Source organism: Pseudomonas sp. NFACC05-1, assembly GCF_900100135.1.
GTDB lineage: Bacteria > Pseudomonadota > Gammaproteobacteria > Pseudomonadales > Pseudomonadaceae > Aquipseudomonas > Aquipseudomonas fluorescens_Q.
In genome coordinates this window covers 275,695-291,910 of the sequence record NZ_FMTR01000006.1, presented here as the reverse complement: position 1 = coordinate 291,910, position 16,216 = coordinate 275,695, and the positions used below count along the sequence as shown (strand labels likewise).

General features: G+C 59.1%; 12 protein-coding genes, 1 tRNA gene and 1 pseudogene. 3 read left to right on the top strand and 11 right to left on the bottom strand.

Annotated elements, in window-relative coordinates:
- Positions 1-68 precede the first annotated feature (68 nt).
- Positions 69-623 (top strand): DUF2975 domain-containing protein, encoded by a 555-nt coding sequence (locus tag BLO97_RS12810; protein ID WP_063324370.1) that lies wholly within the window; start codon positions 69-71, stop codon positions 621-623.
- Between the two features lie 7 nt (positions 624-630).
- Entirely contained in the window at positions 631-864 is a 234-nt protein-coding gene (locus BLO97_RS12805) for a helix-turn-helix domain-containing protein (RefSeq protein WP_063324371.1), read from the top strand.
- Here BLO97_RS12805 and ggt read toward each other — a convergent pair.
- The 10 genes and pseudogenes from ggt to BLO97_RS12755 form a co-directional block, all read right to left on the bottom strand.
- On the bottom strand, positions 846-2,699 hold the full coding sequence (gene ggt / locus BLO97_RS12800; protein ID WP_092346086.1) for a gamma-glutamyltransferase: 1,854 nt from the start codon (positions 2,697-2,699) through the stop codon (positions 846-848). The genes BLO97_RS12805 and ggt overlap by 19 nt on opposite strands.
- A gap of 270 nt (positions 2,700-2,969) precedes the next feature.
- Positions 2,970-3,260 carry a DUF3325 family protein gene (locus BLO97_RS32270; RefSeq protein WP_092346084.1) on the bottom strand — a complete coding sequence of 97 codons (291 nt, stop codon included), beginning with the start codon at positions 3,258-3,260 and terminating at the stop codon, positions 2,970-2,972.
- A 3-nt stretch (positions 3,261-3,263) separates the two neighbouring features.
- On the bottom strand, positions 3,264-4,787 hold the full coding sequence (locus BLO97_RS12790; protein ID WP_092346082.1) for a PepSY-associated TM helix domain-containing protein: 1,524 nt from the start codon (positions 4,785-4,787) through the stop codon (positions 3,264-3,266).
- The gene (locus tag BLO97_RS12785) at positions 4,787-5,143 is read right to left on the bottom strand and encodes a hypothetical protein (protein WP_256571824.1); all 357 of its coding nucleotides are present in this window, start codon (positions 5,141-5,143) and stop codon (positions 4,787-4,789) included. The genes BLO97_RS12790 and BLO97_RS12785 overlap by 1 nt, the downstream gene beginning before the upstream one ends.
- Positions 5,144-5,179: 36 nt before the next feature.
- Entirely contained in the window at positions 5,180-7,609 is a 2,430-nt protein-coding gene (locus BLO97_RS12780) for a TonB-dependent siderophore receptor (RefSeq protein WP_092149641.1), read from the bottom strand.
- 93 nt (positions 7,610-7,702) lie between these two features.
- A complete protein-coding gene (locus BLO97_RS12775) occupies positions 7,703-8,647 on the bottom strand; it encodes a FecR domain-containing protein (protein ID WP_092223802.1) in 945 nt (314 codons plus the stop codon).
- Positions 8,644-9,168: a sigma-70 family RNA polymerase sigma factor gene (locus tag BLO97_RS12770; RefSeq protein WP_092149682.1), complete on the bottom strand. Its 525-nt coding sequence runs from the start codon at positions 9,166-9,168 to the stop codon at positions 8,644-8,646. Before BLO97_RS12770 ends, BLO97_RS12775 begins: the two co-directional genes overlap by 4 nt.
- 120 nt (positions 9,169-9,288) lie before the next feature.
- A pseudogene (locus BLO97_RS31900) lies at positions 9,289-9,463 on the bottom strand (integrase); the annotation flags it as partial.
- Positions 9,464-9,645: 182 nt separating this feature from the next.
- Positions 9,646-9,722 (bottom strand) — tRNA-Met (locus tag BLO97_RS12760).
- Between the two features lie 103 nt (positions 9,723-9,825).
- Positions 9,826-11,883 carry a methyl-accepting chemotaxis protein gene (locus tag BLO97_RS12755; RefSeq protein WP_063324372.1) on the bottom strand — a complete coding sequence of 686 codons (2,058 nt, stop codon included), beginning with the start codon at positions 11,881-11,883 and terminating at the stop codon, positions 9,826-9,828.
- A gap of 331 nt (positions 11,884-12,214) precedes the next feature.
- On the opposite strand from BLO97_RS12755, the gene BLO97_RS12750 reads away from it, so the two are divergent.
- Entirely contained in the window at positions 12,215-13,432 is a 1,218-nt protein-coding gene (locus BLO97_RS12750; RefSeq protein ID WP_092149632.1) for an MFS transporter, read from the top strand.
- A 169-nt stretch (positions 13,433-13,601) separates the two neighbouring features.
- On the opposite strand, the gene BLO97_RS12745 is transcribed toward BLO97_RS12750, so the two are convergent.
- Complete coding sequence (locus tag BLO97_RS12745; protein ID WP_092346078.1) at positions 13,602-15,902, bottom strand: calcium up-regulated protein; 2,301 nt, start codon at positions 15,900-15,902, stop codon at positions 13,602-13,604.
- Between the last annotated feature and the right edge of the window lie 314 nt (positions 15,903-16,216).

Sequence of the window (16,216 nt, the reverse complement as noted above, 5' to 3'; positions counted from 1 at the left end):
TTAATTATTGTTTTGCGATAATTTCATGGCTATGTTCTGGGCTCCTCTTATTCTGTTGGAGCCTCAACATGCGTACGAATCGTCTTGCCCTGTACAGCCAGCGCATGGCTGCCATAACGCTTTTCTTCATCGTCGCGATGATGGCCGTCAATGCCGCGGCCTGGCTCTTTCCTGATGTTGCATCACGATACGGCCTGGGATTTGCCCTGACCGAACGACAGCTGTCGAGTTTGTCCGAAGAGGCGCTGCACTTGACCGGCTGGCAATCGCTAGGCGGCATTTTGCTGTCGAGTATTCCTTTGTTGGCGTTGGCGGCTGGCCTGGCCAACTTGCGGCAGTTGTTCAAGCGGTATGCCCATGGCCAGTATTTTTCCAGCGAAGCGGCTGTCTATCTGGGCAAGGTCGGGCGCGCGGTTGCGCTGTGGGTGTTGTTGGATTTCCTGTGCGAGCCGTTTCTCAGCCTGCTGATGACAATCCATGCGCCGGTTGGCCAACGATTGTTGACCCTCAGTATTACCGCCCCCTCCTTTGTGGCTTTGTTTCTTGCGGCCTGTATTGCGATCATTGCCCGGATCCTGTCCCAAGCCAGTGAAGTCGACTCAGAAAACCGAACTTTCGTTTGAGAACCCCATGCCTATCGTGATTCAACTCGATGTAATGCTGGCGACACGCAAGGTCAAATCCAAGGACCTCGCCGCCGCCATAGGCATTACCGAAGCCAACCTTTCCTTGCTCAAGCAAGGAAAGGTCAAGGGTATACGCCTGGCGACCCTCGAAGCCATTTGCAGTTATCTGCAATGTCAGCCCGCCGATCTGCTGGTCTATCAGCCCCAGAGCGAGGTTGATCAATCCCCCAGCGCTTGACCCTCACGCCGTGGATCCGCCCCGCCAGCCAGTGTGGTTTTCCCTTGCGCATCGCGCACCCGGACAATCGCCTGGGTGCCACTGGTCATGTCAATTTCGCTCACCTCATGGCCTTTGTCTTTCAGCGCCTGGATCAGCGCCGGGCTGAATTGGCCCCGCTCCAGTTCGGTAGGGCCGTTGCGGCTGCCGAAGTTGGGAAGGTTGATGGCGGTTTGCGGGTCGAGGTCCCAATCCAACAGGCCAATCATTGACTTGGCGACGTATTCGATGATCTGAGAGCCACCGGGGGAGCCGACAGCGGCCACCAATTCCCCCCGACGATCGAAGATCAGCGTCGGTGCCATGGACGAGCGTGGGCGTTTGCCCGGTTCGACGCGGTTGGCGACTTTTTGCCCATTCTCTTCGGGGATGAACGAGAAATCGGTCATCTGGTTGTTGAGCATGAAGCCCTGGACCATCAAGTGTGAGCCGAACGCCGATTCCACGGTCGTGGTCATGGACACGGCGCCACCCTGGTCATCCACGGCCACCACTTGCGAGGTGGAAATACGCAGGGGGGAACGGTCCGGGGCGTAGGCCACCTGGATGCCCGGTGGTGTGCCGGGCTTGGCGACGCCCATGCTACGAGGGCCGATCAGGCTGGCGCGGCTGGCCAGGTACCCGGCATCGACCAAGCCGCTGAGCGGCACGGCGACAAAATTGGGGTCGGCAATGTATTGGGCGCGGTCGGCATAGGCCAGCCGCTCGGCTTCGGCGATCAGGTGCACCGCTTCGGGGATGGGTTCAATGCCGGCGGGCTTGTCGGTCTTGACGGGTTTCAAAGGTGCGAGGGCTGCGTGGCTGTCGCGCTGTTCCAGGGCCTGCAACGTCCCGAGGATCTGCGCCACGGCAACCCCGCCCGAAGACGGTGGTGGCATGCCGCAGACTTGCCAGCGCTTGTAGTCGGTGCACAACGGTGCTCGTTCCCGCGCGGTGTAGCCCTGGAGGTCGTTCAGCGAAAGGCTGCCGGGGTTGGCGTGGCCTTGTACCTTGGCGACGATCTCCTCGGCGATCGGGCCTTTGTACAACGCGTCGGGACCTTCGTTGGCGATGCGCTTGAGCACGCCGGCCAATGCTGGATTTTTCAGCACGGTGCCAACCGCCTTCGGGCTGCCATCGGCATTGAGAAAGTAAGCGGCCATGTCTGGCGAACCCGGCAGGGAGGCGTCGGCGGCGATCAGCGAGTGCAGTCTGGGCGAGATCGCGAAGCCCTGTTCCGACAGCGTGATGGCCGGCTCGAACAGCGTCGCCCATTTGAGGCGGCCATGTTTGCGATGGGCCAATTCCAGCCCGCGCAACACCCCCGGTGTACCCACGGAACGACCGCCGATCTGCGCCGCCGTAAAGGGCATGGGTTTGCCGTCGGGTTGCAGGAAAAGTCTTTCGGTGGCGCCAGCCGGTGCCGTTTCGCGCCCGTCATAAGTGCTCACAGCCTTGCCGTCCCACAACACAATGAATGCACCGCCGCCGATGCCGGAGGATTGTGGTTCCACCAGGGTCAGCACGGCCTGCATCGCAATGGCCGCGTCGATGGCCGAGCCCCCGCGTCGCAACATCTCCCGCCCGGCCTCGGCCGCCAACGGGTTGGCCGCGGCCGCCATGTGCTTGTCGGCGTAGCGGGTCTGCAGATCGGTACGGAAGCCGGAGACGACCTCTGGTGGGGCGGGCAATGCCGGTGTCGCTGTGGAGGAGGGTGGCGCCTTACAGGCCGCGAGTGTTAGAGCGACAGCCAGCAGCGAAACGGCTGACAGGCGATGGAGGTTCGGTTTCAGATCTGTAAGCACGTGTCGCTCCATCCGTGGACTTTGGGGGTGTAGAGAACGACTGTAGCGATGCGAGGCGTGGGGCGCAAATCAACACGAGGCTGGTCGCCTTGATTTCCGGCTTGCCCAGCTGCACCGTGGCGAGGGAACTTGCTCCCGCTGGGCTGCGCAGCAGCCCCTTTTTTAGTACTTGGTGTACACAGTCATTTGAACAAGATTCCTAAACGCACTGTATCTAAATAGTTTAGTGCTTTTAATTTTACTCAGGCATACATGCAGGCATTACAAGCTGCCGCCTTTTGACTACTTTTTTCTCTCATGCTTGTACCAACAGAGAATGATCGTCACGCCAATACCTGAGGGAGCGATAGACAGAGTCCAGATTACCGCTCCCATGACAAACCCTTGGCTTGACAGGCTCATCAGTAGACTTGATGCGAGCAACAGCGTTGCGCCGCAACGTAACACGCGTGTTCCGAGTAACTGTCGTTGAAGCGTAACCCTGCGCAAGTGAGTGATTTGACTTAGCGCCAATGCGCAGAGCCCCAATACCATTAAGCAGACCGCAGCGATGCTCGATAACCAATAAGCCATTTGTCACCTTGCCGAGCGCTTGTGACGGAGCAAGCGCCTACCCATGATTCCCGCGAGCAACGCGATGATCATCAACGCCAGATCCACCCCCGCCACCGCCGATAGCTTGTGGTTCATTGCCCGCCAGAGATGATCGCCCGTACTCCAAGCATTGGAGAGCACAGCCAGTAGCGCCAACGCGCTGATCAGCAAAAGGTGCGCGGCCCATGGCGCCCGTGATTGCGCCGAGCGCAAGATAACCAACAGGGCATGCACAGCCGCCAGCACCCAGACCCAGTAAAATGCTGTGGTTTCCCACTGGGCCCGGTCAACCAGGTCGATCGGCAGCCATCGATTGACCACTAGCATGGCCAGGGTGGCCAGTGGCATTCCAGTGATCAGCGCGCTGCTGAGCAGTGTCATCGACACCACGCCCCATTGCCCGGCAGCGTGCTGCAGGCGGCGCTTTTCCAGCCAGTACAACAGGCCACTGCCGAGCATCACGCAACCACTCAAACCGGCAAAAAAATACAAGGCGCGCAACCACTGCTGCTGAAAATGCGCCACATGCAATCCGGCCAGAAACTTGAAGCTCGCGGCGGCGGCCGGCAATCGGGACTCATGTAGCAGCCTTGCGCTGGCGCCATCGAAGTACAGGGTTTGCCCATCCTGGCTCATGCGGTCAGCCAAGGAGCGACTGATCTCGACGTAGGCATTGGCATCCCCGGGGTGCCAGACCCGGACAAACGCCGGCTCGCCGTCGCCCCAGTGCAATCGGGCTTGCGCCATCATCCGGTCCAGCGAGGCCAATGACCCCGGTATGCCCGATGCCGGGCGACTGTAGGCTGCGTCCGCCTCTTGACCGAACTTACCGGGCTGGTCCAGGTACACCGCCAGGATGCCGGCAGGGAGATACAGCGGGAACAGGATCAGCACTCCCGACAACAGGATGACCACTTGAAAAGGCAGGGTAAACACACCGGTCAGGTTGTGCATGTCCAACAGCCGCCTGGGCGACTTATCGGCTCGCAATGTAAACAGATCCTGAAACAGGCGCGCATGGATACAAACGCCGGCAATCAACGCGATTATGCCCAGCATGGCGGCAAGGCCCAGCAGGCGCGCACCGATGTTCCAGAAGTTGATATTGAGGGTGTAATGCATTCGGTAGAAAAAGTCGCCGCCGAGGCTTCCGGCTTCGGGCAGCGCGCGGTCCCCGGCCGGCGCCAGAAAACGACTGAAGCCCTGACGGTCCTTGGTCCAGGCTTGAAATCGCACCACTGGCCGGCGCTCATCGGGCAGCTCCACGTACCACTGCATCAGCGGTTTGCCCTGCGTCAAGCCGGCTATGTGGGGGACCACCCGGTGATCCAGTGACAAGGGCGTGTCAATTGGTGCCAGGCGAATGTGCGGCAGCATCCAACTATCCAGCTCACGGTCATAAACCGCCAGGCTACCCATGAAAAATGCGATCAGCAGCAGCCCGGAAAAACCGATGCCGACAAATCGATGCATCCACAGCAACGCCTGCCGAACACTCGTGAACATCAGGCGCCTCCCGCCAGATAGCGGGTGTTTGCCCACATCGCCAGCAGTGCACTCACCACCAGCAAGCCGTTGCGCGTTGCATGTGGCGCACTGAACAACCACAACACCAGCCATGGAAAGAGCAAGAAACTGATGATCGAACTGGTTAGCACCGCTTCACTGGGCTGCACACGCCAATGCACTAGGCACAACGCCAAAAAGCCGTTCAGCGCCCAGCACGATAGGTAACTGAGCAGCAACACCAGCACTAGCCACGCGGTACGCTGTGGGCCTAGGTTTTTCCTTGGTTGTTTTGACGCTGTTTGTCTCACCCCAACTCCCGGATCGCAGAGCGTGTAGCCGATAAAAAACGGCATACCGAAGTATGCCGGGTGAGTGACAGGCAATCGTAATCAGAACTTGGCGCGCAGTGTCATGGACACGGCACGGGGGTCACCGAAGATATTCCCGTCCTGGAAAGTGTTGATCCGCTGAAAGTACTTCTTGTCGGTCAGGTTGGTGCCGAGCAGATCAGCGGAGAAGTTTTGCGTGATCTGGTAGCCAATGCCCGCATCGTACAGAGCGTATCCACCCTGGCGGAGTTTGGTGCCGTTCATGCCGATGCCAGGGACATCCAGCTTATTATAGGTCTCGCTGACCACGCTGACGCCACCCTGGACACTCCACTTCTCCAACTCGCCGGGAAGTTTGTACAGGCTCCACACCCGCAACATGTTTTTCGGCAGGTAGGTCTGCAACTGCTCGTTGGGGCTGTCATAGCGCTTGTAGGTATGGGTAAAGTTCGCGCTGAGGAACCAGTCGGGAGTCATCTGTCCACTCAGCTCAGCCTCGAACCCACGGGTCCGAGCCTTGCCGCTGGCAACCACGGCCCGTGCATTCGGATCGTTCATATCCGGAATTGCGCGATTCTCTTCTTCGATCTGGAACGCTGCCAACGAGGCGTTCAGTGCGCCATCGAGGAATTCGCCCTTGATACCCAGTTCATGTTGCTTGCCTTCCAGCGGCTTTATGATGTTGTTGTTGATATCCAGATTGCTGACAGCCTGTGGCTGGAATACGCCGGAATAGTTGGCATACACCGAGTAGTTATCATTGAGGTCGTAGATCAGCCCGTAGAACGGAGTGAACTTCTGCGACACACTATCGCCGCTTTTTTCCGACGGTGAGCCGGCCTCGGGTTGGTGCTGACTGCGGTGCATCTCAAGCCAGGTCACGCGCCCGCCGAGTACCAGCGTCAGAGGGTCGGAAAGGCTCAAGCGCATGTTGCTGTAAAGCGCTTTTGCGCGGGTGTTGGCAACACTGGTCGGCAACTTGTCCGAATCAGGAAAGGCCGGGTAGGCAAAGTCGGGCTGCGGGTTAACGAGATCAACGTTCCCTAGGAAATTTGAAAAGTAGCCGCCGTTGGAGGCGAACTCGGAGCGCGAATAGTTGGCGCCCACCAGCACTGTATGTTCACGCCCGAGGAAGTTGAACGGACCATCGACATATACGTCAGCCTCGTCCTGTTTCTCGCGGTAATCGAACATGATCGAGTTCATTGACACCAAGTTGTCCGCAGGGTCGATGCCGCCGCCATTACGTGCGTAAGCCTGTGTCAAATCGTAATTGTTATCGGCGTGCCGCAGCGACAACCTGGTCTTCCAGCCATCGCCCAACTGATGCTCGAGTTCGGTGAAAACTGCGGTACTCCAGAAGTAGTCGCGGTTCCAGTCTTCACCGTAAAAGTTCTTGCGCGATGCATTCGGCAGTGACATCGCGGCTTCACCGGCTGAATTAGTGTAACGATAGGCCGGTAGGGAGCGTTGGGCGCCACGGATGTCGGTGTTCTGATTGCTCGCACCGATTGTCCAGACTGTGTCTGGCGTCAGGTCTATATCGACAATGCCATAGACTTGATTCGACTCTCGCTTGCCGCCACTGTCGTAGTAGTAACCTTCGTCGTGCTCGCTGAGCACCAGGCGTCCCCGCACATTACCGCTCTCGGTCAACGGGCCGGTGACGTCAACCATGCCCCGATAGTCGTCCCAGGAGCCGGCGCTGATTTCCGCCGAAGCAGCTGCCTCGGCCAACGGTCGCTTGCGTATCAGGTTGATGCTACCGCCGGGGCCGCCTGCACCGGTCAGGCTGCCAGACGGGCCCTTGAGTACCTCGACGCGGTCATACATGGTCAGGTCGGGTGACAGGAACACCCTGTTGTCCATGGTGGTCGGCGTACCGTCCAATTGCAGCGAGGTCATTTCGAAACCCCGGGAGAAAAAACTTAGACGGCTGGCGTCGATTCGCTGCACGGTTACACCACCGACCTTGCCCAGAGCATCTTCGAGGGTATAGAGATTTTGCTTCTGAATACGCTCCTGGCCAATCACGTTGATCGTCTGCGGCACCTCTCGAAGACGCAACGGGACTTTGGTACCCACCGACACGGTGGGTGCTTCGGTCTGCATTCCGACGATCGACTGTGCCGGTAGCGTCATGCTGCCGAGGGCGTCCAGCGTCAAGGTTCCATCCGAGGTCGTGCGTACTGACAATCCGCTGCCTTCAATCGCGATTTGTGCCGCTCGCTCGGCATTCATTGTTCCCTTGATGGCCGGAGCACGTAGCCCGGCAACGAGATTCGGCACATACACGATTTCGTGACCGCTTTGGCGGGCTATGCGGTCGAGGGTTGCCACCAGGGAGTCGGCTGGCAAGTCGAAGTTTTGTAGCGATTGGCTTTGCGTCGAAGCCGACTCCGCAAAGCTGGTCGAAGCGTATCCTTGAGCCAGCAATACAGAAAAGCACACAGACGTCAGCCTGCGCGTAGTGTTAAAACGATTGGACATAGGTAACTCCGTGTTGGCGGCTGCGCTTTTATTAGCGGTTAATGCCTATGTCCAACGAGACTGAAAAAGCGATACAGGGCAGATGAAAAAAACTTAGCCGAGCAGTTCGATCTGGGTCCAGAACCCCAGGTACTGCTCGATGCGTACGGGCAGAATCTGCTCCAGCGAGTTCAGTGCACGCTCACTGTTATCCAAGGAGAACAGGCCGGAAACACGAAGCCGGGCCGCTGCCGTACTGATGCGGATCACCCCGCGTCGGTAAGGCTGCAATGCCTCGATCACCTCCCCAAGCGCCCAGTCATCCACACTTAGTTTGCCGCTCTCCCAACTGCTCTCACCTTTACGATTAGCCGCCAGTGGCGTGATGCCTTTCGAGTCGAGTCGGGCACCTTCGCCGCTTTGGAGTGCTGAACAACGATCGTTGAGGCGACCGATGCAGAGGCTGGACCGCATGCCCCATACATGGGTCGAATCGCCCTGCAGCGAAACCATGAACCGAGCGCCAGCGCCGCGTGCAAATCCGTGGGACGTTTGCACTACGAAAGGCCGAGGGTCGTCACTGACCTCAATGATCAGCTTTCCGGCACGCAGCAGCAGGCTGCGCTCGCTATCAGTAAAATTGATATCCACCGCGCTGCGTGCATCCAACCGCAATTTGCTGCCATCCGACAGATTGAAATCACCCCGTTGGGCCGTAGCGGTCCGCAAATCGCCTCCGATAGTAGAGAACAGCGTACTCTGCCGGCCAATCAGTGTTGCACCGATGCCGACACCGCCGAACACCAGCGCCCCACGAAGCAAGCGACGTCGCTGCAGATCAGGGGTTTGCAGCACCCGGCGTACCTGTGAGTCCGAGCCACGCAAGAGGGGTGGGAAGGTTGCCTCCAAATGGACCTGAACTTTCTCCCATGCCTGCGCATTCGTCGGGTTGGCAAACCAGGCGTCAAACGCCTTTTGTTCGTCGGCCATGACTTCGCCTGAGCGCATACAGGCCGTCCACTCGATAGCTTCATCGACTGCGGAGCGTGTGTGCTTCATTTGCGCATCAGATTCTGGCAGCACAGTTTCAAACCCTTGGCCACGTATTGACGTACTCGAATGGTCGAGACCCCTATCAACTCGGCAATGTCGGCGTACTTCATTCCGTCCACCTGACTGCACAGAAATGCAGTACGGGCTCGCGCAGAAAGACCGGCGAGCAAGGCATCGATTTCAAGGAGCGCTTCAATCGCCAAAGCACGTACTTCGGGAGAGGGCTCAAACATTTGAGGTTGCAACGCTAACGCTTCCAGATAAGCACGCTCCAGATCGCGCCGTCGCCAACTGTCGTACATCAATCGCTTGGCAATGGTCGTAAGCAACGCCCGAGGTTCGCGTATCGCCTGCGGCTCAGGTAAAGCGACAACCTGAACGAACACTTCGGCAGCCATGTCAGCGGCATCATGAGTACAACCAAGCCGCGCCCGCAGGCGACTCAGCAACCAACCATGATGGTCGCCAAAAAGACTGTGCAGAACCGTCTGCCGAGCACTGGAAGAAGCGAGCGCAATGTGGGTCATTGGAGTGTACTGAATGATAATTCTTATCATTATCTCCAGTGTTGTGATTTTTTCAAGGCGTAAGGCTTTCTATGAGCTTCGCCACTGCGACATGGGGCGTTTAGACGTCCCTCATCAATGTTTTCCTAGAGAAGGGAACACGTGACGTTCCAAGGCTCCGAGAATCCTCTTCGCTGTGTCGAGATCCCCAGCCGCCCAAGCGAGAGGAATGCCATTTACGAGCCAAGGCCTCGAGGGGTTCGTTTGTGGCTTCTATCTCCGCAGCTTTCCTAGCTTTCTTGGCGGCTATCGGAGAGGGGACGGCGTTTGATATCGCTGCGCTTCATCTATGTATGCTTTCTACTGAGGCAGACATGGGGGGCATACAGGATGTGAAGGATGCGCGTAGAGCGGAATGGATTTCCAGATACAAGAAAGCCCGCACTAGGCGGGCTTCTTGTTGTTCAAAGACGTTCGAAAACATCGTTGAACAGGACTTGGTGGCTACACAGGGACTTGAACCCCGGACCCCAGCATTATGAATGCTATGCTCTAACCAACTGAGCTATGTAGCCAAGTGGCGCGCATTATTCGCCGGTAACGCAGATGTGTCAAGCGTAAATCTGAAATATTTCTCTGCGCTTTCAACCGCTTAACAATCCTCGCAGCAAATCGCTATCAACCGAGCTGAAATCTCCCTGTGTTGGCACTCAGAGCCCGGCTTCCCTGGCTCAGGGTATCCGCCGCCAGGTTCACGGCCCTTGCGCCTTCAAGCAAACGCATTGCTGCCTGGTCGACCTGCTGGATATTGCCGCTGACCTCGTCGGCGGTGCTGGCTTGCTCATCCACGGCGGTGGCGATTTGCGCCAGGGTATCGGTGACGCTTTGCACCGCGCTGGCAATTTCTCCCAGCCGTTCGCCAAGACCGGTGACGGCTTGGGCGTCGGTCTGGGCCTGGCCGCAGGCGGCTTCCATCAGGCTGACGGCTTCGTTGACCGTGGCGCGCAGGCTGTCGACGGTGGCGGCAATCTGTTGTGTGGAGGATTGGGTGCGTTGCGACAGGCTGCGCACCTCGTCGGCCACCACCGCGAAACCACGGCCCTGTTCCCCGGCGCGAGCGGCTTCGATGGCGGCATTGAGGGCCAAAAGGTTGGTCTGCTCGGCCACGCCACGAATGGTATCGACCACCAGTTGGATCTGTTGCCCCTGTTCGCTGACCCGTCCCAGTGCGGCGGCGGTTTCGTTGAGGCGCTGGTTGAGCTGCTGGATGCTGGCCGTGGTGCGTTGGCTGTCGTGGCTGCTGTCGGTGGCGATGCGGCGGGTCTGCTGCGCGCTATCGGAGGCCTGTTCACAACTCTTTGCCACGCCCTGGGAGGTGGCGGCCAGTTGTGTCGCGGCGGCAGCGATCTGGCTGATCTGCATCTGCTGGGCCTCGACTTCGCCCAGGGCGCCGCTGGAATGGGTATTGAGGGTGCGTACAGCGTTGCTCAACTGCAACGTTTCGTGGTCGACCCCCAGCAGGCTGTTGCGCAATTGCACCACGGCGACGTTGAGAGCGGTGCTGATGGCCGCCAGTTCATCGCGCCCTTGCACCGGCACTTGCAGGCTGAGATTGCCGTCGCGCAGGGCTTCGGCCAGCAGGGTAATGCCGCTGGCGCTGCGCCGGATCGACGCTTGCAGGCAAACAAAAAGATACAGCGCCGCCAGCAGCAGGCAGCCCAGTACCGTCGCCACCAGGGTGAACTGGCGAATCGCCGAACCGTGGTAGTGGTCCAGCCGCGTATCCAGTGCCACCAGTGACTGTTGCCGCAGGGTCGCCAGGTCGGCGAGGAGGGCGTCCATGTGTTTTTCGAAGTCTTCGGGCTTGAGATTGATGGAACCGCCGAACACGCCGTCATCCAACACTTTCAGGCCAGCATCCAAGTGCTTGAGGCTGCCCTGGTATTGTCCGGCCCAGGTTTGCAGATCGCTGGGCAGGCGGGTTTCCAGCAGCGCCCCGGTCTTGACCAACTGGTCCCGGGCGTCGCCGATACGGCTGCGCAGGTCCCGCAGTTGCAGGCGACTCTGCAACGTGAACTGGCCTGATACCACGGAGGCTTGTCCAACGCTGGCCAGGCGACCGACCCGTTCGATCAGGTCCGGCGTCTGTTGGGTGGAAATCTGAGTCAGCAAATACGTTTCCAGCCAGGAGGCGAGGGTCAGGCGGTTGTCCATGACCATCTGTTCGCGCAAGGCTTGCAGGGCGCTGAGGGCGGCGGTGAAGCGGTCGTAGCCATCCGGCCACCAGCCCACGCTGCCCAGGCTTTTCGAATCCAGACCGTTGAGGCTGGTTTGCAGGGCTTGATAGCGGGCGAGGGTATCGGCTTCGGCGCCTTCGGTTTGCAGGGCGTTGCCCAGGTCACTGGCGGCCTGGGTAAGGGCCGGTTGCACTGCGTCATACGCTGCCATGGCGGCCAGCGTCGCGGGTGTCGGCTGCCGATTGGTTTCGGTGGCACGCCAGCGGGCTGCGCGGTTGCGCTGCGCGGTGAGCAGGTTGTCCAGGTTATCCAGGGCCAGCAATTGGCGCACCCCGGCGCGTTCCCCGGAAATCAGGCTGAGTTTGTCGCGATAGTCCTGGCCGATAAGCCATAGGCTGCCCATGAGCGGCAGGATAAAAAGCAGGAACAGCAATTGGAATTTGCGGGCGAAGCCGAAATGCCCCAACAACCTGATTCCAGGTGATAAAAAAGCCTGCATGCCCATACTCCCCTGAACACCCTTGCACTATTTTTGTGCGTTTTCTACACAAGTGTCGAAACAGGTGCTCTTTTAAAAGGCCTCGAAAGTTTGTCCAAATCGGCTCGGTAGGCCAGCTCTGTAGCGAAACTTCCCATTCTCGGTCTCCTTTGTAAGGAGCCGTGTTGTAGACCGTTAACAAGGCAAGATTCAGACCATGGCGTTGGGCTATCACCTTGGATTTCGACAATTTTTCGAGGTCGATAGCTAGCTAAGGGGATAGCCTTGCTGCACCGAAAAATGGCACATTGACGCCTTGCCCGTGTGCACCCTCTGTCGTATGGAAACTCCCATGGCTATCAGCAATACCCAGGCCGAGACCCCGGTCGTTGCCACCACTGCGCAAAGCAGCCCGTTGGTCATGCGGATCATCGGCGCCGTGGCGCTGGCGCATCTGATCAACGACTTGATCCAGGCCGTGCTGCCCTCGATTTATCCAATGCTCAAGGACAGCTATGGCCTGACGTTCACTCAGGTTGGCTTGATCACGCTGACGTTCCAGTTGACCGCCTCTTTGTTGCAGCCTTGGGTCGGCTATCACACTGACCGGCACCCCAAGCCCTGGCTGCTGCCGGCCGGGACGGTGTGCACGTTGATCGGCATTGTGATGATGTCCATGGTCGGCAGTTTTGCCTTGATCCTGTTGGCGGCGGGATTGATCGGCATTGGCTCGTCGACCTTTCACCCGGAAGCGTCGCGGGTGGCGCGATTGGCCTCGGGCGGCCGTTATGGGCTGGCGCAATCGACGTTCCAGGTGGGCGGTAACGCCGGCTCAGCGTTCGGCCCGCTGCTGGCGGCGGCGATCATCATTCCCTATGGGCAAGGCAATGTGGCCTGGTTCGGCTTGTTCGCCCTGTTAGCGCTGTTCGTGCTGTACCGCATCAGCCGCTGGTACGCCAACCACCTGAACTTGTTCAAGCTCAAGCAAGGCCAAGCGGCCACGCATGGCTTATCCAAAGGCCGGGTCTTGAGTGCGCTGGTGGTATTGGGGCTGTTGGTGTTTTCCAAGTATTTCTACATGGCCAGTTTCACCAGCTACTTCACGTTCTACCTGATCGAGAAGTTCGACTTGTCGGTGGCCTCTTCGCAATTGCACCTGTTCCTGTTTCTCGGGGCAGTGGCGGCGGGGACGTTCTTCGGCGGACCGATTGGCGACAGGATCGGGCGCAAGGCGGTGATCTGGTTCTCGATCCTCGGCGTGGCTCCGTTCACCCTGATCCTGCCTCACGTTGACCTGTTGTGGACCAGCATCCTCAGCGTGGTCATCGGCTTCATCCTGGCCTCGGCGTTCTCGGCCATCGTGGTGTATGCCCAGGAGCTGGTACCGGGCAACGTCGGGATGATCGCCGGCGTGTTCTTCGGGCTGATGTTCGGTTTCGGCGGGATTGGCGCCGCGCTGCTAGGGCACCTGGCGGACATCCGTGGCATCGAGTATGTGTACTGGTTGTGCTCGTTCCTGCCGCTGTTCGGGGTGTTGGCGATTTTCTTGCCGAGGACTCGAAAGGCTTGAGGCGCGAAGGTCCATGTAGCTGAGCCGACGCCAACGCGAGCTTGCTCGCGAAGGCGTCGGCACATCCAACATCATTGCAAACCGACCCAGCGCCTTCGGAGCAAGCCCGCCTGTCAACACGGCTTTTTCTTCTAGCCAATTCCCGCTCCTTATGCATGCGATTCACCCTTCAAGGACGGTAGATACTGGCCTGGATGGCGCCGGGGTATTGCTTGTACCCGCCCGAGTTGCACAGTGGAGTCGACAGTTGATAATCGCCCGCCGTCGTGGCGTTGGCGGTGCGCACATTACCGGCCGCAAACCCAGAGTAATCCTGAAAGGCATCGAACGAGGCGATTGGCTCGTCGAAGTAGTTGCCACGGGAAGGGTCGAAGATCGAGAGCGTGAGCGCTACGCCACCAGGAAATGCTGCTTCGGCCTCGATCAACACGGTCTCGTAGGGATACAGGGTTTGTGGGGACGGCCCAGCGGAGGTGGGGGACGGATTGAACACCGTGGCCACCAGCGTGTTCGGGCTCAGGTTGGTAAGCGCGATTACCAGGTAATTGGCGGCGTTGCCGCTGTAGGTGTAGGGCCGCGTCATGGCGAATGCCCAACCGTTCCTGTTGTTAAAAAAGTCGTCCTTCGAGCCGCCGTTGTCCCAGACTTGGGTGAGCGCGATTTCTTGCGGATAGATTGACCAATCCGTCGAATCGGCGATCCAGTATTTGAAGTAGGTCCCGTCGATCGCGGGTGTGATGTACTGCGCATAGGCGGGCACACCGTCGATGGGGTTGTTATTGACGTCCAGGTATTGATAGATCTGGAATTTGGTCGGCAGCAGCATTTGCATCACCGACAGCACGTAGCCCTGCTTGGCGGCTTTCACCATATTTCCAGTTTCACCGGAGTTCCAGAACAATCCGTCGGGCGCAGTGGAAGCGATCAGCGTATAGGTGATTTTCAGCTTGGCCCAGTCGGTCAGTATCGTGGTTTCCATGGTGTCGAACGTGTCCAGCAATCCTTCGAAGGTAGCGCTCAATTGTCCCCACAGGTCGGCATAGGCTACCTGGAACAGGCTGGGAGAAACGTTCGAGGTCTGGGCCGCGACCGCCACATTGATACCGCTCTGGAGAACGTTGGCCGCGACGGCGAAATAATTGATGTCGCCTTCCATCGTTTCAGCCGAGAGCACCGTGTAGATGACGCCCGAGAGCACCGCCAGGATGATGCCGCCGATATTGGTCGAGTCACCGTCCTCGAACCCGGCATCCAGCCCAAGTTCGGAGAGCAACGCCCCCTGGTCCTCGAACAGCAGGGTGTGGAAACTGGTGTAGCAGGCGAACAGGCTGTTGACGGCGCTCGCCGCGCTGAGCTCCAACTTCAACTGGTCCACTACGGGGTGCCAGACTTGCGGTGGGAACGCGCTGTAGTCCAGGCCGAGCATGTCTTGCCGGTAATTGTCCAGGGTGCTGGCGCCGTTGGTGTACTGCTCGCGCAGGATCAAATGGGGCTGATTGTTCATGGCCGCCAGTTTGTTGTTGATCCAGTCATAGACAGCCTGTTGGTCAGGCGTAAAGGCCGGGAAGGCCGGGTCGGACGCCGGCAAGGCCATGATGCTGTCCAGGGGCGTGGTAGGCATGAAGTACCATTGGCTCGAGGTGTCGGTGTCTTGCATCTGAACCGAGCCCCCCGTGATATCGACACTCAGATACTGATTCGAAGCGCTGTTCTGGATGGCCGTGGGGCCGAGTCCCGTTCTCCACAGCCAGGTTTGCTCGACCGGGACGGGTACGCTCTGTGTGGTGTTGATTGGCGTACTGCTGTCGGTATCCTGACCCAGCACCAACCCGGCGAGCAGGCCACTGAGCAGCCGTCCATCGGCGGTGACTTGCCAGATCTGGTTGGGCGAACCGGCCACGAAAGGGCTCAGCGTCACGCCGTCTGAACTGGCGGTGAGTACAAAGGGCACGCCTTTCTCGGGTGCAACGAGGTGGCTTTGTACATTGACCCAGCGAGTCGGCGGCCAAACCTGATAGTGATTGCTGCTTGAGGCCCAGCAGGCTTGGTTGAGGGTGTTGTACAGCACGAGGTTGCCGTCGGTCTGGACGAGCAGTTCCTGTGGGTCGATGCCGTTGGTGTAGGGTGACCATGCCACGTTGCCGTCGCTGGTACCCAGGACCAGGTTGCCATCGGTCTGGACATCGAAGTAGGCGCCATTGTTGGTGCCTGTGGCCCAGATCGCGCTACCGGTGAACGAGCTGTTGGCCGCCACGGGGCCTGTGACGACCTGGTACAGCACCAGGTTGCCGTCAGGCTGCAGCAGCAACACGTAACTGTTGTCGGCCGCTGCCGCCCACTGGCCGGGCAGCATCCGCGTGTTGGGTGGAATGTTGCCGTTGTCAGCCTGGACCGGATCGCCGAGCGGGACCGTGAGGAAGGCGCTGGGGTTGGTGGATGTTGCCAGCGTTATATCGCTCAGGTTGTTCATGTGGATCTCCTTTTCACGACATTGGGTGGACGCCTTGCGGTTGTTTTCGGAGGTGAGTGAGCGCAGTGCATGGGTACGGCTGCGCTCCCAAGAGTCCGGCGCGCCGGTGCCTGCTACGCCGATGCATTGATCGGGAAGTCTTTTCAAGTGTCGGGTTGCGAAGTCCCGGAGCGAATCATCGTTCCCGGACTTGAGGTAGCCGAGGGAATGCTCAGCCAGGGAGGTGCCGTTCAATGTCGCCAGTGGCTGGCAGCACTGCACAAATGGCGGGGGCGGGTCTCTTCGTATATCCGTGGTTTGCGAGACGGTGCATG